Genomic DNA, 17,518 nt, shown 5'->3' with positions numbered 1-17,518 from the left:
GGCCCATTAATCATGGAGAGGCGTGCTATGTCCCTGGCTTACAGCTGCATTCTGATTGCCGTATTGCTGCCCTATGTGTGGATCTGCTTTGCCAAATTCGGCCGCCAGCCCGATGGCAGCAAGCTGCGCTACAACAATCACACTCCCCGGTTGCAGCAAGCGCAGATGGATGGGCGTGCCGCAAGGGCGGTAGGGGCACATCAGAATGCCTTCGAGGCATTGCCGGCATTCGCTGTCGCCGTGCTGATAGCGGTGCAGGCGGGGGTGCCGGCGGCGCAGGTGAATATCGCGGCCGTGGTATTTATTGTGGCGCGCATTCTGCATGGCGTCTGCTATCTGGCGGATTTGCCCCGTGCACGCTCCTTGAGCTGGGTGGTGGGGCTGTTGAGTGTGATCGCCCTGTTCGTGATGGCGTTGCGGTTGGTCTAGCCCAGCCTGGGCGGTGATGGGTTGGCTTAGCGCTTGCGGCCGCGCAGCAGTACGATCACGGCACCGGCACCGCCGTCCACTTGCCGTGCCTGGCAGAAGGCCTGTACTTCCTCCCGTTGTACCAGCCAGTTGCGCAGCTTGTTCTTCAATACGGGCTCCTTGTTCCTGGAGCCTAGACCTTTGCCATGGACGATGCGGACGCAGCGCCTGTCCTGCTGCACACAGTCGTGCACAAAGGCGCCGACGGCGGCGCGGGCTTCATCAGTATTGAGTCCATGTAGATCCAGATGCCCTTGTACCACCCAATGACCGCGCCGTAGCTTCTTCATGGTGTCCAGCTTCTGGCCCGATCGCAGGTAGAGCAGCTCCTCGCCGCTTTCAATTTCGTCCCAGGGCCAGAAGTCCGTCATGGCATCGTGCATGACCAGTCCTTCGTCGTGCAGATGTTGCTGCGGCCAGGGAGAGGCTGCCGGGCTGGGGTGGAGGAAAGGCAAAGGGTGTTTCAGCGGTTGGACATCCGCCACGGCTTTGCGGAACAGCGCCGCCTCGTCCTCGACAACCGGTTTAGCAGGCTGGCCTACAGGCCGTGCTTTCGCTGCCTTGAGGGTGCGGGCGAGCGGCTTGAGTTGGTCGGCAAGTAGGGTCTTGGGGCGGGCCATGCGGTATTTTACCTGCTACAAACGACAAGGCCGCCTCGCAGGCGGCCTTGTTGCAAGCGTGAGGCTTACTTCAGGGTGTCCAGATACTTGTCGGCGTCGAGCGCGGCCTGGCAGCCGGTGGCTGCGCTGGTGATGGCCTGGCGGTAGATATGGTCCTGCACATCGCCGGCGGCGAACACGCCCGCTACGCTGGTACTGGTGGCACCGCCCTGATTGCCGCCCTTGGTGATGATGTAACCGTTCTCCATCTCCAGCTGGCCCGCAAAGATATCGGTGTTGGGCTTGTGGCCAATGGCGATAAAGCAGCCTGTCACGGCCAGGTCCTTGGTGCTGCCATCCTTGGTGGACTTGAGGCGTATGCCGTTGACACCGGTATTGTCACCCAGTACTTCGTCCAGAGTGCTATCCAGTTGCAGGCTGATCTTGCCGCTGGCGACTTTTTCCATCAGGTGATCGATCAGGATCTTCTCGGCGCGGAAGGTGTCACGGCGGTGTACCAGGGTGACGTGGCTGGCGATATTGGCCAGGTACAGGGCTTCTTCGACCGCAGTGTTGCCGCCGCCAACCACTGCGACCTGTTGGTTGCGGTAGAAAAAGCCATCACAGGTAGCGCAGCCAGATACACCTTTGCCCATGAAGGCCTCTTCGCTGGGGAGCCCCAGGTATTGGGCAGAGGCGCCCGTGGCGATGATCAGGGCATCGCAGGTGTATTCACCGGCATCGCCTATCAGGCGTATGGGCTTTTCGTCGAGCTTGGTGGTATGAATATGGTCAAACACGATCTCAGTGCCAAAGCGCCGTGCGTGTGCTTCAAAGCGCTGCATCAGCTCAGGCCCTTGCACGCCGTCTGCATCGGCGGGCCAGTTGTCCACATCCGAGGTGGTCATCAGTTGACCGCCCTGGGCCAGGCCAGTTACCAGCAGCGGCTTGCGGTTGGCGCGTGCGGCGTAGACGGCGGCGGTGTAGCCGGCGGGGCCGGAGCCGAGAATCAGCAGGCTGCTGTGCTTGGTACTGGACATGGCGGGTTCCTTTTTGTTTGGATACTGGGAAAGCTGGCGTGGCTGGCTGTGGCCGGTCACAATTGGGCGATAGTATAAGTCCTGCATCGCAAAGGAATTAAATTGATTGTTTCAATATATCCGATAGCCCACCGTGTTCCACGGGGTGTGGCATGAGTAGCGCGGGCCTGCTCTGGGCTAGCCTGCGCGGCTTGCCGGCCTTGCGCTATTGGCCGGTGCGGCGGGTTTTAATGAAGCAATTGTACTTCTGCGGTATTGAGGCGCTGCCGCTGCTGCTGTTTGTGGGCGTGGCCGTGGGTGGCATAGTGGTGGCGCAACTGCATTACCAGATAGGCCAGAGCGGCGAGGGCAGCCTGCAATTACTGGCTACCATTACCATGGGGGAGCTGGCACCCATGCTGACAGCCATCCTCCTGACAGCACGTTCCAGTTCAGCCATGGCCAGCGAACTGGCACTGATGCGTTTTCATGGCGAGCTGACCAGTCTGAGCCGGATGGGGGTAAGCATCCATCTGTACCTGGTCATGCCTCGGGTGCTGGGCATGATGCTGGCCTGTGGCGTACTCACCTTCTACTTCGCTGCGGCTTCGCTGGTTACCGGAGCCATCGCGGTGGCGGGCTTTGGATGGCTGCAGGAGTTGACGCGGCTGGCGTTGGTCTTGCCGCCAGCTACCTTGTTGCAATGCCTGGCCAAGGGAGTGACGTTTGGCGCGGCGATCGCCGCTGTTGCCTGCGCGCGCGGCCTGGCGGGGGGGCATAGCGGCACCGATGTTCCCATTGCTGCCTCCAGCGCGGTGATACGTGCCTTGTTGACGGTGTTTGCGCTGGACCTGGTATTCATTGTGGTGAGGTATTACGCATGAGTCTGCTCAGCCTGACATATGAGGGTGGGGCTGTTCACCTCCAGTCCGGCGGGCGGCTGTGGTTGCCGGTGTCGGGGCATGAGCGTGAACAGTTATTCGATACTGCGGCGGCGACGGTGGCGGGCCCGCGTGGCTGGCTGCCTAGCGAGGGCGGGTTGGTGGCCAATCTGCGCGTTTGGGAGAACTGCCTGTTGCCGCTAAGTTATTTTGGGAAGACTCCGGCCATGGCGGAGGAGGCATTGTTCCAGCGATTGCTGGATGGTTTGGCGATGTCGATACCGGAACGCGCGGCCTTTGCTGCAGCGCCGGCCGGCAGTCTGACGCCAAGACTGCGCCGATTGACCTGTGGCTTGCGCGCCTTATTGGCCAGGCCGGCGCTGTTGCTGGCTGAGAGCGAGTGGTTCAGCAAGCTGGAGGAGGTGGATGCACTGAATCTGGCTGGGCTGTTTGCCGAGCATTGCCCGCATAGTGCCTGGCTGGTGCTGGGCGGCCGCCGGCCTGCTGCCTGCTGGGGATTTACTGATGATGACAACCGGGAAGCATCCTGATGCTGCTGCGTGACAATGACCCGCGCTTTCGTGCGCTACCCTGGAAGCTGGCTTTATTCGGGCTGGCTGCCTTGATCAGCTCGGCGGCCATTCTGCTGTTTCTGGCCATCAAGCAGGGCTATTTCGAGGCCAAGACACCGATCAGCTTTATCAGCGACAGCGGCAATGATCTAAAGCTGGGGATGGCGGTGAAGTTTTCTGGCTTCAAGATAGGCGAGGTGACTGATCTGAGCCTGGATGCCAATGGGCCGGTCAGCCGGGTGCGTATCTCGGTTCTGGTGGAGGACAGGCATCTGCGCCTGATCAAGCCTGATTCGGTGGGGCGCATCGCTAAGGATGGCTTGATCGGCGATGGTTATATCGATGTAGGTATTGGTAGCGCCACCGCGCCGCCGGTAGAGCGCGATGCGGAGTTGGAGTTTGTGCCGGCCAAGAGCCTGGACGAAATCATGCGCGAGGTGCGTGATCGGGCCATGCCGGTTATCAATGAGGTGGAGACCATGATTCAACGGGTGAACGACCCGCAGGGGGATCTGCACCAAACCCTGAAGAATCTGCGTACTTTCTCGGCCGGCCTGAACGAGACGCGTAACAACCTGGATCAGGTGCTGATCAGCGTCAACCAGCTCACCGGCAAGGAGGTGCCGGCGACCTTGGCTACTACGCGGCAGGCGCTGGAGCGCGCGGATGCGTCGTTGCAGCAGATAGAGCAGCGCATGCCTGGTTTGCTGGATAAGGCTGACCGTACCCTGGGCCATCTGGAAGCGGCGGGGAATGCCACCAATCAGCTGGTGAAACAGATAGGGCCGGACGCGGTGGGGCTGGTGCACGAAGGGCGGGAGCTCTCGCGCAAGGGCAATGAAACCATCGATGCGGTAACGGGGGCGTGGCCTTTGAACAAGCTGATCACGCCGCCCACGAGCCAGCCACCACGTAGCGATAGTCAGGGGGTGGCGCCATGAAACACGGATGGATGATCTTGGCGCTGTTGCTGACCGCCTGTGCCAGCGGCCCCACGCAGCCGGCCATGCGCAAGCAGGCAGAGACCGCCAGCCAGGTCGCCGCACGTGCCAGTGGAGAGGGCAAGTGGAGCGTTGCTGCGCAGCTGTGGCAAGAGGCGGCGCGTCGGCATTTGGCCTTGGATGATGGGCAGGGCGTTGCCATTGCCGCGCTGGGCCAGGCCCAGGCGCTACACCGCCTGGGTCGCCAGGACGAGGCCACGCGCCTGCTCGATGGCCTGTTGCAAGAAGGGGTGTACCCAGTGGCTCAGCAGGCAGAGGCGCGTTATCAGTTGGCCCTGTTAAAGGCCGATCAGGGAGCCTGGGCGACAGCCGGTCGTTTGCTGGATGCAGCGGAACGGGATGCTGGCCAGGATGCCGAGCTCAGGGCTGCCATGGCCAATCTACGCGCCCGCGCTGCCTGGGTTGCTGGTGATTGGCTGGGGGCGCGGCAACATGCTGCCGCGGCACTCACTATGGCCGGACCTGCCAGTGGTGAGCGTGCCAATGCCCTGCGCCTGCAGGGGCAGGCGGCCATGCGCCTGCAGGACTGGCCTGCGGCTACGCAAGCGCTGGAGGCGGCTTTGCAGTTGGACAAGCAGCTGGCCCGCCCTGGCGGCATCGCTGCAGATCTGCGGGCCTTAGCCGAACTGGCTGCCCTGCGCGCCGACCCAACGGCGCAGGCCCTTGCTGCGCGTGCTGCAAGGGTGTGTGAGGCGGCAGGGGCCGAGTATTGTCGGCCCTGAATGCCGTGCAACGCCATTTCAACCAGGCAGGTGTTCAAGGTGTCTGGAAGGTGGCTGGCGGGAGTAAATGCCGGTGCGGCTTGAGGGAAACAGGGTTTTGTGTCTATAATCGCTGGCTTCCCAAATCCGGGAAGAGAATTTACCCGTCCGCGCAAGCCAGGGTGCATCCGTCTCCGGACGATGTGTCGGTCGCGGGCGGTAAGTCCATAACCCTTGCATTGGAGTTACCCTATGTCCGTCAGCATGCGCGAAATGCTGGAAGCCGGTGTTCACTTCGGCCACCAGACCCGTTACTGGAACCCCAAGATGGCTCCGTTCATCTTCGGTCACCGCAACAAGATTCATATCGTCAACCTCGAAAAGACGTTGCCGATGTTCGAAAACGCACTGGCCTACGTGCGTCGCCTCACCGCCAACAAGGGTTCGATCATGTTCGTCGGTACCAAGCGCCAGGCTCGCGAGATCGTTCGCGAAGAAGCCCTGCGTGCTGGCACCCCGTTCGTTGATCACCGCTGGCTGGGCGGCATGCTGACCAACTACAAGACGGTCAAGCAATCCATCAAGCGCCTGAACGAGCTGCAAGTGACCCTGGCTGATGCCAACAACGGTTACTCCAAGAAAGAGCAGCTGATGCTGCAGCGCGAAGTCGAGAAGCTGGAAACCTCGCTGGGTGGTATCAAGGACATGAACGGTCTGCCAGATGCCATCTTCGTGATCGACGTTGGCTACCAGAAGGGCGCCATCGTGGAAGCCCAGAAGCTGGGCATCCCCGTCATCGGTGTGGTTGATACCAACAACTCGCCTGAAGGCATTGATTACGTGATCCCGGGTAACGATGACTCCGCCCGTGCGATTCGCCTGTATGCCCGTGGCGTGGCTGATGCCATCCTTGAAGGCCGTGCCCTGGCCATTCAGGAAATCATTGCCGCCGGTAGCGAAGCACAAGCTGCTTAATCGCTCTGTCACATGAAGTCAGCAAAAAGGGGCATACAAGCCCCTTTTTGTTAAATCAATACCGAATATCGAACGATCAAGGAGTACCAACATGGCGGAAATCACCGCAAAGATGGTTGCCGAGCTGCGCGAAATGACCGGCCTGGGCATGATGGATTGCAAGAAGGCACTGGTTGAAGCTGATGGCGACCTGAAGGCAGCTGAAGAAGCGCTGCGCATCAAGAGCGGCAACAAGGCTTCCAAGGTTGCTGGTCGTACCGCTGCTGAAGGCACCGTGGCTGCTTTCGTGCAAGGCAATATCGGCGCCCTGGCCGAAGTGAACTGTGAAACCGACTTCGTTGGCAAGGATGCGGGCTTCCTGGCGTTTGCTCAGGCAGCTGCAGAAGCCATCGTTGCGGGCAACCCTGCCGACGTGGAAGCCCTGGGCGCGGTCAAGACCGCTTCGGGCGAGACCGTGGAAGAACTGCGCAAGGCCATCATCGCCAAGCTGGGTGAGAACATCAACGTTCGCCGCTTCGTGCGTTTCGAGACCCAGGGTCAGCTGGCTACCTATCTGCACGGCTCCAAGATCGGTGTTGTGGTCGATATGACCGGTGGCGACGCCGTGCTGGGCAAGGACATTGCCATGCATATCGCTGCTTGCAAGCCGAAGTCGCTGGATGCCTCGGGCGTTGATGCCGAACTGATCGCTACCGAGCGCCGCGTTGCCATCGAGCGCGCCAAGGAAGCCGGCAAGCCGGAAGCCATGCTGGAAAAGATCGCCGAAGGCACCGTGCAGAAGTTCCTGAAGGATGTCACTCTGCTGAGCCAGCCCTTCGTCAAGGACGACAAGCTGTCGGTCGAGCAACTGCTGAAGGCCAACAATGCCAGCGTGACCGCATTCACCATGTATGTTGTGGGTGAAGGCATTGAGAAGAAGGTTGTCGACTTCGCTGCCGAAGTTGCCGCTGCCGCCAAGGTATAAGCTGTACCCGTAATATCAGACAACCGTCCGGGGTGACCCGGGCGGTTGTTTTGCAAGTAGCGTACGCATTGTGCGAACTTTTTGCCGTGCGGCTGCTACAAAGAAGCGATTTCTCCACATCATAAAAGGTGAGCCCATGAGCCAGTCCCCCATCTATAAACGCATCCTCCTCAAACTCTCGGGTGAAGCGCTGATGGGCGAGGACAGTTATGGGATCAACCGGATTACGGTCGAGCGCATCGTTGCCGAGATCAAGGAAGTGGCTGAGCTGGGCATACAGGTAGCTGTGGTGATAGGCGGCGGTAATATCTTCCGTGGCGTGGCGCCAGCTGCTGCCGGCATGGATCGCGCAACGGCAGACTATATGGGCATGTTGGCCACGGTGATGAATGCCATGGCACTGCAGGATGCCATGCGCCAGCAGGGTCTGGTCAGCCGTGTGCAATCGGCGCTGACCATACAGCAGGTGGCTGAGCCCTATATACGCCCCAAGGCCATTCAGTATCTGGAGGAAGGCAAGGTGGTGATTTTTGGCGCCGGCACCGGCAACCCCTTCTTTACCACCGATACGGCCGCAGCCTTGCGCGGCATGGAAATGAATGCCGATATCGTGCTCAAGGCCACCAAGGTTGATGGTGTTTATACCGATGATCCGAAGAAGAATCCGGATGCGGTGCGATACTCGGCCCTGACTTTCGACGAGGCCATCAGCAAGAACCTCAAGGTGATGGATGCGACGGCGCTGGCGCTGTGTCGTGACCAGAACATGAATATCCGCGTATTCAGCATCTTCAAGGCCGGTGCGCTCAAGCGCGTGGTGCTGGGAGAAGACGAGGGTACGCTGGTACACTGCTGATCTGCTGCCGCACTGATAGGCATGCCACCCGTCGCGCCAGGCAGGACCCGTTGGGTTCTGCCGGAGGTGACAATTGGGCCCGTCCCTGATTGCTCCGTATTTCCCCACCTCCGCACCTTGGCATACGCACATCGCATTTGTCGCGGTACCGTGGCCTACCTTGTGGCAAAGAATCCCTGCGCGGGTCATACGACCGGCGTTTTTTATCCAAGACAACCTAAGCAACACAGGAGCGAGAAGCATGATCGCCGACGTGAAAAAGAACACCGAAGCCAAGATGCAGAAGTCGGTGGAAAATCTGAAGAACAATCTGGCCAAGGTGCGTACTGGTCGGGCCCACGCAGGCCTGCTGGACCATATCACCGTGGACTACTACGGCAACCCCACCCCCATCAACCAGGTGGCCAGTGTAGGCCTGATGGATGCCCGTACCTTGTCGGTGTCGCCATTTGAAAAAAAGATGGCGGCCGCCATTGAGAAGGCGATCCGTGACTCTGACCTAGGTTTGAACCCGGCCTCTATGGGTGACGTGGTACGTGTGCCGATGCCTGCGCTGACTGAAGAGCGCCGGCGTGATCTGATCAAGGTCGTGCGCGGTGAGGCAGAGGACAGCCGGGTGGCTGTGCGTAACCTGCGGCGCGATGCCAACGAGCAGCTGAAGAAGGCCGTCAAGGACAAGCTGATTTCGGAAGATGACGAGCGACGTGGTACCGACGATGTGCAGAAGCTGACTGACAAGTACATCGCCGATATCGACAAGCAGCTCGCCGACAAGGAAAAAGAGCTGCTGACGGTATAAGGTCGTGAAGCTCTTTCAAAGCTCTACCCGCGAAGTACCTGCTGTTGCTGCCGTGCCCAGCCACATTGCCATCATCATGGATGGCAATGGCCGCTGGGCCAAACAGCGCTTCCTGCCACGGGTGGCAGGGCACAAGCAGGGTGTCGAGACTGTGCGCGAGGCGGTCAAGGCCTGCTCCGAGCTGGGGGTGGGATATCTCACCCTGTTTGCTTTTTCCAGCGAGAACTGGCGCCGTCCGGTCGAGGAGGTGTCGTTCCTGATGGGCTTGTTCCTGGCGGCTTTGGAGCGCGAGGTCGCCAAGCTGGACAAGAACGGCATACGGCTCAAGTTGATAGGGCGGCGTGATCGCTTTTCTGCCGAGATTGTCCGCTCCATCGAGGCGGCAGAAGCACGCACTGCCGCCAACACCGGCCTGACGCTGACCATTGCGGCCGACTATGGCGGTCGCTGGGACATCTTGCAGGCCACCCAGGCCATGCTGAAGGCGCGGCCCGAACTGGCTGGCGGCGAGTTGGACGAGGCGGATCTCGCGCCTTTCCTGGCCATGGCCTATGCACCCGAGCCCGATCTCTTCATTCGCACGGGTGGGGAGGCGCGGGTATCGAATTTCCTGCTCTGGCAACTGGCCTATACCGAACTGTATTTCACCGACGCTTACTGGCCGGATTTTGACCGGGCGGCGCTCGAATCTGCCATTTCATCCTACCGTAATCGTGAGCGGCGCTTTGGCCGTACCAGCGAGCAACTGAAGGGCTCGGCATGCTGAAGACCCGTATCCTGACCGCGCTGGCCCTATTGCCGCTGGTGCTGGCTTGCCTGTTCTTTGCGCCAGCATGGGGTTGGGGGCTGTTTGCCCTGTTTGCGCTGTCCTTGGGGGCCTGGGAATGGTCACGCTTCGCCAGCTATCGGCGCGACGAGATGGTCTGCTTTATCCTGGGCTTTGTGGGCCTGGGTGCAGCCTGGCTGTATCTGCCGCTGGCTCGCGTTTGGGCACCCATCGTTGATGTGCTGGCCCTGGTGTTCTGGTTGCTGGTGGTGCCGATGTGGTTGCGCCATAAGTGGACGCTCAAGCGCAAATGGTTGTCCGCACTGATAGGCTGGCTATTGCTGCTGGCTTCGCTGGTAGGCGTGACCCGTTTCCGTGAGATGCAGGATGGCGCCTGGGCTTTATTGTTTCTGTTGGCCATAGCCTGGGTGGCTGATGTGGCCGCCTATTTTTCTGGCCGCGCTTTCGGCAAGCGCAAGCTGGCGCCCAGCATCAGCCCCGGCAAGAGCTGGGAAGGGGTGTATGGTGCCTTGGTAGGTGTGACGCTCTATGCACTAGCGTTGCATTTTACGGGTGCGCCGCTGTTTGCCAAGATACCCCTCACGGTATTGCTGCCCCTGGTGTGGGCCTTGACCGCCGTAAGCGTGGTGGGCGACCTGTTTGAGTCCCTGCTCAAGCGCCAGGTGGGTTTCAAGGACAGCAGCAATCTGCTGCCCGGCCATGGCGGTGTGCTGGATCGCATAGATAGTCTGCTGGCATTGATTCCGGTAGCCAGTGCCCTGTTGTTTGGCTACGCCTTATGGATGGCTTGAGCACCATGCCGAAATGTTCCATTACCGTTCTGGGTTCTACCGGCAGCATTGGCGTCAATACGCTGGATGTGATTGCCCGCCACCCCGATAAATACCAAGTCGTGGCCTTGAGCGGCAACGGCCAGGTCGACAAGCTGGTTGAGCAATGCCTGTTGCACAAGCCGCGCTATGCCGTGCTGGCGACGGTTGACCGAGTGGCCGAGTTGCGTAGCAAGCTGGCGGCTGCCGGCTTGAGCGATATCGAGGTCATGGCGGGCCTGGAGGCGCTGGAACACATTGCCACCTTGCCTGAGGTCGATGCGGTGATGGCGGCCATCGTTGGTGCTGCGGGCATGCGCCCGACCCTGGCGGCGGCACGTCAGGGCAAGCGGGTGCTGCTGGCCAACAAGGAAACCCTGGTCATGGCTGGCCGCCTGTTCATGGATGCGGCACGGGAGGGCGGTGCCACGCTGTTACCCATAGACAGTGAGCACAACGCTATCTACCAATGCCTGCCGCAGCCTTTTTCCGATCAGGCAGGGCAGGGCGTCAGGCGCATACTGTTGACGGCATCCGGTGGCCCGTTCCGGCACTTCAGCTCCGAGCAATTGGCCGTCGTGACGCCGGAGCAGGCAGTCAAGCATCCCAACTGGAGTATGGGCCGCAAGATATCGGTGGACTCGGCCAGCTTGATGAACAAAGGGCTGGAAGTCATCGAGGCGCGCTGGTTGTTCAATCTGCCGCCTGAACGTATCTCGGTCGTGGTGCATCCGCAGAGCGTCATCCATTCCATGGTTGAGTACGTCGATGGATCGGTGCTGGCGCAATTGGGCAATCCTGATATGCGTACACCCATCGCCTATGGCCTTGCCTGGCCTGAGCGTATCGATGCGGGCGTGGCGGCGCTGGATCTGTTCCAGATTGCCAGGTTGGATTTTGAGCAGCCGGATACGGCCCGGTTTCCGTGCCTGGCGCTGGCGTTCGAGGCGCTTCGTATGGCGGGCGCGGCACCGGCTGTGCTGAATGCGGCCAATGAGGTCGCAGTGGCGGCTTTCCTGGCGGGTACGCTGGGTTTTGCCGATATTGCTCGCCTGAATGAGCAGGTTATGCAGCAGGTAAGCCCGGATTTCGACGCCAATACGTTGGATGGCCTGATTGCTGCAGATGCTGCGGCACGCGGTGTTGCCGATACGTGGATATCCCGGCGCAGTTAATCTGCCCCTGGCCCATGCCTTGCGCTACCATCTTGGCTTCCATGCCGTTGCCCTGCCTACGTTGAAGAAGTCTGCCCCATGTCGCTGTTGATCACCCTTGCTGCCTTCGCCCTCGCCATCGGGGTGCTGGTTTCCATCCATGAGTATGGCCACTATTGGGTGGCCAAGCGTTGTGGCGTCAAGGTCCTGACCTTCTCCATAGGCTTTGGCAAGCCCCTGCTCACCTGGCAGCGTGGAGAGACTCAGTGGCAATTGGCGGCCATACCTCTGGGTGGGTACGTCAAGATGCTGGATGAGCGTGAAGCCCCGGTAGCTGACCACGAGTTGCATCGCGCCTTCAACCAGCAAACACCTTTGCGTCGTATGGCCATCGTGGTGGCAGGGCCTATCGCCAATTTCCTGCTCGCCATCCTGGTCTATTGGGGCATTTTCATGACCGGGGTGGATATCACGCTGCCCCGGCTGGGTACGGTTGTGCCCGGCAGTGTGGCGGCCACCGCAGGTTTACAGGCTGGCGACACGATACAGGGCATTGATGGTGAACAACTGGATAGTTGGGCCGAAGTGCAGCTTGCCCTGATAGACCGTGCTGCAGCAAGGGCACAAGTTGCGCTGGAGGTTGACCGCCGGGGCCAGCGTCAGACCTTGGTGCTGGATCTTTCTCGCCTTGGCAATGAAGCGGTCGACGGCCGCTTGACCCAGCATATCGGCATGTTGCTAGGTGTGCTGCGGGTGGGCGAGGTGCGCGAGGGTAGTGCCGCTGCATTGGCCGGATTGCAGGGCGACGATCAATTGCTGCAGGTTGAAGGCAAGCCTATTGCCGGCCCTGGCGCATTTGTTGCTGCCATACAGGCCAGGGCTGGCCTGCCTACGCGCCTGGAAGTGTTGCGTGGCGGGCAAGTCAGGCAGTTGCTAGTGACCCCCCAGGCCATAGTGGAAAATGGCCGCACCATAGGGCGTATCGGCGCTGGTGTGGGGATGGATATCGCTGCGCTGCAGAGTCTGCAGCAGCAGAAGCGCTACGGTCCTGTGGAGGCTGCCGGCCGGGCCCTGAAACAGACCTGGGCGACTTCGGCCTTGTCTTTGCGCATGATGTGGCGCATGTTGCAGGGTAATGTATCAGTCAAGCAATTGTCCGGCCCTGTGGCGATAGCCGACTATGCCGGCCAAAGTGCCAAGATAGGCCTGCGCGCCTACCTGGAATTTCTCTGCCTGATCAGCATCAGCCTGGGGGTGCTTAACCTGCTGCCTGTGCCGGTGCTGGATGGCGGGCATTTGATGTATTATTCCGCCGAACTTTTGCGGGGCCGACCCGTGTCGGAACGCGTGATGGAACTTGGTCAACGCGTGGGCGTCGGACTTCTCGCCGCGTTGATGGTCGTTGCCCTGTTCAATGACATTACGCGCCTGGTGGGTGGCTAGCCACCCAAACTCCATCCCATCGACGGTGTCACGCTTGCGCCGCCGGATTCGTTTATGAAACCGACCTCGATCTCGCTCGCTCTACTCGCCGTATTCGGCCTATCTGTACCCGCTCAGGCTTTCGAGCCTTTTGTCATCAAGGAAATCCGTGTAGAGGGCATCCAGCGCACGGAAGCTGGCACAGTTTTCAACTACCTGCCTGTCAAGGTGGGTGACCGTGTAGACAATGACAAGGCCGCAGCCGCCGTCAAGGCGCTGTTCGCCACCGGTTTCTACAGCGATGTCAGGCTGGAGGTTGACAAGGATGTGCTGGTGGTGGCCGTGGATGAGCGCCCCATCATTGCCAATATCCTGATCGAAGGCGCCAAGGAATTCGAATCGGATCAACTGCTCAAGGCCTTGCGCGACAATGGCCTGGCGGAGAGCCGTACATTTGACCAGGCTTTGCTGGGCTCGGCTGAGCAGGAACTGAAGAAACAGTACTACAGCCGTGGCAAGTACTCGGTACAGATCAAGACCACGGTGACGCGGCTTGAGCGTAACCGGGTGGGGATTTCCTTCGATATCTCCGAGGGCCTGGTTGCCACCATCAAGCAGATCAACCTAGTAGGTAACCAGAAATTCAGCGAAGGTGATCTCAAGGATTACTTCCAGCTGGACACGGGTGGTTGGTTCAGCTGGTTCTCCAAGAGCGACCAGTATTCCAAGCCCAAACTGCAGGCCGATATCGAGGCGCTACGTTCCTACTACCTCGATAATGGCTACCTGGAATTCAATATCGATTCCCAGCAGGTGGCCTTGTCCGACGACAAGAAGGATATCTTCCTCACCGTCAATCTGACCGAGGGCGAACAGTTCAAGATCAGCGACGTCAAGTTCGCGGGCGAGCTGATTGTGCCCGAGGCGGAGCTGCGCCGGTTGATCGGCATAGAGGCTGGTGAGGTGTTCTCCCGCGCCAAGATCAATGCGGCCACCACCATCATCTCCGAGCGCTTGGCGGACGAGGGCTATGCCTTTGCCAACGTCAATGCGGTGCCTGAGGTCAACAAGCAGAAGTTCGAGGCGGCGTTCACCTTCTATGTTGATCCTGGCCGCAAGACCTATGTGCGCCGCGTCAATATCAGCGGCAACACCCGTACCCGCGACGAAGTGATACGCCGTGAGATGCGCCAGCTGGAAGCCGCTCCCTACGCCGGTTGGAAGATCAAGCGCTCGAAGGAGCGTCTGGATCTGCTGGGTTACTTTAATGAAGTCACGGTGGATACCCCTCTGGTCGCAGACAGTACCGACCAGGTGGATGTCAATGTGACGGTGACGGAGAAGCAGACTGGTAATATCCAGGTGGGTGCCGGTTACTCGCAATCAGATGGTCTGGTGCTGTCGGGCTCCATCGCCCAGGCCAATATCTTTGGTAGCGGCAAGTACCTGAAGTTGGAAGTGAATACCAGCTCCAGCAACAAGGTCTACGCGGTGTCATTCACCAACCCCTATGCCACACCTGATGGCGTATCGCGTGGTTTTGACTTGTACAAGCGGCGCGAGGAGACAGATAACCTGTCGGTGGGCAGCTACCTCAACGACACCGTAGGCGGTGGTCTGCACTGGTCCGTGCCGGTCAGCGAGTACGACGGCGTTAACCTGGGCCTGTCGGCAAAACGCTCCAAGCTGACCTTGTTCGAGAACAGCCCGGAAGAATACAAGCGTTTCGTCAACAAGTACGGTGAGACCAATATCACGATACTGGGTTCGGCAGGCTGGGCACGCGATACCCGCGACAGCGCCCTGTTCCCGACCCGTGGCAAGCTGCTCTCCGTCAATGCCGAATCCGGCTTACCTGGCGGCGACGTCAAGTATTACAAGGTAACCGCCCAGCAGCAGTGGTTCTTCCCCTTGAGCAAGACCTTTACCTTGCTGTGGAACACTGAGGCGGGCATCGGTGGCGGCTATGGTGGCCAGAAACTGCCGTTCTATTCCAACTTCTTTGCCGGCGGCGTGAGCTCTGTGCGTGGCTATGAAAGCTCCAGCCTTGGCCCGCGTAACATCATCACCAACGGCACCAGCACCGTAACCACGGATGAGGCAACCGGCGGTAATCGCCGTCTGGTCACGAACCTGGAACTGCTGTTGCCGGTGCCCGGCATGAAGACCGACAAATCGACGCGCTTGTCGGCTTTCATAGACGGCGGTAACGTGTGGGGTGAGGATCAGAAGCTCAAGCTGGGTGACATGCGCTTGTCGGCTGGCGTGGCCTTCAGCTGGCTCGCACCCGTGGGGCCGATGAAGTTCAGCTACGCCAAGCCCCTCAATGCCAAGGATGGGGATAAACTACAGCGCTTCCAGTTCTCGCTTGGCCAGATATTCTGATGCATGCTGTTGCCTGGCAGTCAGTTCAAAAGGACGTAATCGTGAAACGCTTGTTCAGCCTGATTCTTGCCGCCGGTTTGATGACGCCTGCCATTGCGCAGGACATCAAGGTCGGCTTCGTCAACCTGGATCGCATCATGCGTGAGTCCGGCCCGGCGGTGAAAGCCGTCAAGAAGATAGAGAAGGAATTTGCAGGTCGTGATGCTGACATCAAGAAGCTGACCGAGCAGGTACGGGGCCGCCAGGTGGAGTTGGACAAGGGCGGGCTGACGATGCCGGAGACCGAGCGCCGGAACAAGGAGCGCGAACTGGTGAAGCTGAATCAGGATCTGGCGCGTATCCAGCGCGAGTTCCGTGAGGATCTGAATGCCCGCCGTAACGAGGAGTTGTCGGGCATTCAGGAACGCGTCTACAACACCATCCAGCAGATCGCAGCGCAAGAGAAGTACGATGCCATCCTGCAGGAGGCGGTGTACGTGAACCCCAAGTTGGATATCACCGACAAGGTCCTAAAATCCTTGTCTGACAAGTAAGGCCTGATCGGTGCTGAGACTGTCCGATATCGTCGCCCAGCTGGGCGGCGAACTGGTCGGTGATGATACAGAGATACGCCAGGTGGCAACGCTTGAGGCTGCCAAGCCCGACGAACTGGCTTTTCTGGCGAACCCCAAGTATCGCAAGCAACTGGATGAAACCCAGGCTGCAGCCGTCGTGCTGGGGCAGCAAAGTCGTGATCTGACTCAGCGGCCGCGTATCTTGGCTGCCAATCCCTATCTGTATTTTGCGCAGGTTTCTGCGCTGCTCAACCCGCCGCGCATGCCTGCCGCGGGTGTGCATCCCACCGCCTGGGTGGCACCCGATGCCCGCCTTGCGCCCGGTGTGAGCATAGGCCCGCATGCCAGCGTGGGTCAGGGTGCCATATTGGGCGCCAATGTGGTGATCGAGGCCGGTTGCCGGGTGGGTGAGGGTGTCGAGATTGGAGATGACAGCCGGCTCTACCCCAATGTGGTGATCTACCACGATTGCCTGCTGGGGCAGCGCGTGGTGGTGCATGCCAATGCGGTGATCGGCTCCGATGGTTTTGGCAACGCCTGGACAGGCGAAGGCTGGTACAAGATTCCGCAGATAGGCCGTGTACGCATAGGCAACGATGTGGAGATCGGCTCTTCCACCACCATAGACCGGGGGGCGCTGGGCGATACGGTGATCGAGGATGGCGTCAGGCTCGATAACCAGATACAGATAGCACACAACGTGCATATAGGTCGGCACACTGCCATGGCCGGTTGCGTGGGCGTGGCGGGCAGTACCCGTATAGGCGCCTATTGCACCTTTGGCGGCAGCGCCATGATTCTGGGGCATCTGGAGATTGCCGACCGGGTCAACATCATGGCAGGTACCTTGATAGGCAAGTCGATATTGAAGGCGGGTACTTATGTAGGGCAGTACCCGGTGCAATCGCACGAAGACTGGTTGGCCAATGCATCACACCTGCGCAGGCTGGATGCCATGGCAAAGAGATTGAAAGAACTTGAACGTAAAGTTGGCCGCAATGATGCCAACACGGGAGAATCAACGTCATGACCCAAGCGCAAATCGAAGCCGGAGCCGAGACCAGAACCGATACCGGAACCGCGACCGGAGCCGAGACCATCGAAAGCATGGATATCCAGGGCATACTGGACCATCTGCCGCATCGATTTCCTTTTCTGCTGATAGACCGGGTGACCGAGCTGGTGCCTGGCGAGCGCATCGTCGCACTGAAGAATGTGTCCTACAACGAGCCATTCTTCGTCGGCCATTTTCCCAAGTACCCGGTCATGCCCGGCGTGCTGATAGTAGAAGCGATGGCACAGGCCGCCGGTGTGCTGAGCTTCCGCACCACTGGCGACAAGCCCAAGGATGGTTACCTCTACATGTTTGCCGGCATCGATAATGTGCGCTTCAAGTCGCAGGTCATGCCTGGCGATCAGATGCTGATCGAGGTCAAGATAGAGCGGCGCATGCGTAATATCTGGAAGTACAAGGCCGTGGCCCGCGTAGCGGGCAATATGGTGGCGGAGGCAGACCTGTTGTGCGCCCAGGTGGCCACCAAACCGGCCGCCACCGCCCCTGCGGCAGCGTGA

Annotated in this window: 19 protein-coding genes; 17 read left to right on the top strand and 2 right to left on the bottom strand. The window is 59.9% G+C overall.

Annotation, left to right across the window (positions count from 1 at the left end):
* The first annotated feature begins 27 nt into the window (after window positions 1-27).
* Window positions 28-429 carry an MAPEG family protein gene (locus tag QQK16_RS15475; protein ID WP_284197381.1) on the top strand — a complete coding sequence of 134 codons (402 nt, stop codon included), beginning with the start codon at window positions 28-30 and terminating at the stop codon, window positions 427-429.
* Between the two features lie 26 nt (window positions 430-455).
* On the opposite strand, the gene QQK16_RS15470 is transcribed toward QQK16_RS15475, so the two are convergent.
* Window positions 456-1,088 carry a Smr/MutS family protein gene (locus tag QQK16_RS15470; RefSeq protein ID WP_284197380.1) on the bottom strand — a complete coding sequence of 211 codons (633 nt, stop codon included), beginning with the start codon at window positions 1,086-1,088 and terminating at the stop codon, window positions 456-458.
* 65 nt (window positions 1,089-1,153) lie between these two features.
* Entirely contained in the window at window positions 1,154-2,107 is a 954-nt protein-coding gene (trxB, locus tag QQK16_RS15465; RefSeq protein ID WP_284197379.1) for a thioredoxin-disulfide reductase, read from the bottom strand.
* Window positions 2,108-2,259: 152 nt separating this feature from the next.
* Here trxB and QQK16_RS15460 point away from each other — a divergent pair, with 152 nt between their 5' ends.
* The 16 genes from QQK16_RS15460 (at window position 2,260) to fabZ (ending at window position 17,518) form a co-directional block, all read left to right on the top strand.
* Entirely contained in the window at window positions 2,260-2,970 is a 711-nt protein-coding gene (locus QQK16_RS15460; protein ID WP_284197378.1) for an MlaE family ABC transporter permease, read from the top strand.
* Window positions 2,967-3,518, top strand: a complete 552-nt coding sequence (locus tag QQK16_RS15455; RefSeq protein ID WP_284197377.1) for a hypothetical protein — start codon at window positions 2,967-2,969, stop codon at window positions 3,516-3,518. Before QQK16_RS15460 ends, QQK16_RS15455 begins: the two co-directional genes overlap by 4 nt.
* On the top strand, window positions 3,518-4,480 hold the full coding sequence (locus QQK16_RS15450) for an MlaD family protein (protein WP_284197376.1): 963 nt from the start codon (window positions 3,518-3,520) through the stop codon (window positions 4,478-4,480). Before QQK16_RS15455 ends, QQK16_RS15450 begins: the two co-directional genes overlap by 1 nt.
* Complete coding sequence (locus QQK16_RS15445) at window positions 4,477-5,262, top strand: hypothetical protein (protein WP_284197375.1); 786 nt, start codon at window positions 4,477-4,479, stop codon at window positions 5,260-5,262. The genes QQK16_RS15450 and QQK16_RS15445 overlap by 4 nt, the downstream gene beginning before the upstream one ends.
* 231 nt (window positions 5,263-5,493) lie before the next feature.
* On the top strand, window positions 5,494-6,216 hold the full coding sequence (rpsB, locus tag QQK16_RS15440) for a 30S ribosomal protein S2 (protein WP_284197374.1): 723 nt from the start codon (window positions 5,494-5,496) through the stop codon (window positions 6,214-6,216).
* Window positions 6,217-6,307: 91 nt separating this feature from the next.
* Window positions 6,308-7,180 (top strand): translation elongation factor Ts, encoded by an 873-nt coding sequence (tsf, locus tag QQK16_RS15435; protein ID WP_284197373.1) that lies wholly within the window; start codon window positions 6,308-6,310, stop codon window positions 7,178-7,180.
* A 136-nt stretch (window positions 7,181-7,316) separates the two neighbouring features.
* On the top strand, window positions 7,317-8,036 hold the full coding sequence (gene pyrH, locus QQK16_RS15430) for a UMP kinase (RefSeq protein ID WP_284197372.1): 720 nt from the start codon (window positions 7,317-7,319) through the stop codon (window positions 8,034-8,036).
* Between the two features lie 241 nt (window positions 8,037-8,277).
* On the top strand, window positions 8,278-8,835 hold the full coding sequence (gene frr, locus QQK16_RS15425) for a ribosome recycling factor (protein ID WP_284197371.1): 558 nt from the start codon (window positions 8,278-8,280) through the stop codon (window positions 8,833-8,835).
* A gap of 76 nt (window positions 8,836-8,911) precedes the next feature.
* Entirely contained in the window at window positions 8,912-9,601 is a 690-nt protein-coding gene (uppS, locus tag QQK16_RS15420) for a polyprenyl diphosphate synthase (RefSeq protein ID WP_439954242.1), read from the top strand.
* On the top strand, window positions 9,595-10,413 hold the full coding sequence (locus QQK16_RS15415; protein ID WP_284197369.1) for a phosphatidate cytidylyltransferase: 819 nt from the start codon (window positions 9,595-9,597) through the stop codon (window positions 10,411-10,413). Before uppS ends, QQK16_RS15415 begins: the two co-directional genes overlap by 7 nt.
* A 5-nt stretch (window positions 10,414-10,418) precedes the next feature.
* A complete protein-coding gene (ispC, locus tag QQK16_RS15410; RefSeq protein WP_284197368.1) occupies window positions 10,419-11,606 on the top strand; it encodes a 1-deoxy-D-xylulose-5-phosphate reductoisomerase in 1,188 nt (395 codons plus the stop codon).
* Window positions 11,607-11,684: 78 nt separating this feature from the next.
* Complete coding sequence (rseP, locus tag QQK16_RS15405) at window positions 11,685-13,028, top strand: RIP metalloprotease RseP (RefSeq protein ID WP_284197367.1); 1,344 nt, start codon at window positions 11,685-11,687, stop codon at window positions 13,026-13,028.
* A 54-nt stretch (window positions 13,029-13,082) separates the two neighbouring features.
* Window positions 13,083-15,392, top strand: a complete 2,310-nt coding sequence (gene bamA / locus QQK16_RS15400) for an outer membrane protein assembly factor BamA (protein WP_284197366.1) — start codon at window positions 13,083-13,085, stop codon at window positions 15,390-15,392.
* A gap of 41 nt (window positions 15,393-15,433) precedes the next feature.
* Complete coding sequence (locus QQK16_RS15395) at window positions 15,434-15,925, top strand: OmpH family outer membrane protein (protein WP_284197365.1); 492 nt, start codon at window positions 15,434-15,436, stop codon at window positions 15,923-15,925.
* A gap of 10 nt (window positions 15,926-15,935) precedes the next feature.
* A complete protein-coding gene (gene lpxD, locus QQK16_RS15390) occupies window positions 15,936-16,976 on the top strand; it encodes a UDP-3-O-(3-hydroxymyristoyl)glucosamine N-acyltransferase (RefSeq protein WP_284197364.1) in 1,041 nt (346 codons plus the stop codon).
* On the top strand, window positions 16,973-17,518 hold the full coding sequence (fabZ, locus tag QQK16_RS15385) for a 3-hydroxyacyl-ACP dehydratase FabZ (RefSeq protein WP_439954241.1): 546 nt from the start codon (window positions 16,973-16,975) through the stop codon (window positions 17,516-17,518). The genes lpxD and fabZ overlap by 4 nt, the downstream gene beginning before the upstream one ends.

Source organism: Chitinimonas prasina (assembly GCF_030160395.1).
GTDB classification, from domain to species: Bacteria; Pseudomonadota; Gammaproteobacteria; order Burkholderiales; family Chitinimonadaceae; genus Chitinimonas; species Chitinimonas prasina.
The sequence above is the reverse complement of the archived record's forward strand: the minus strand, read 5'-3'. Positions and strand labels throughout refer to the sequence as shown.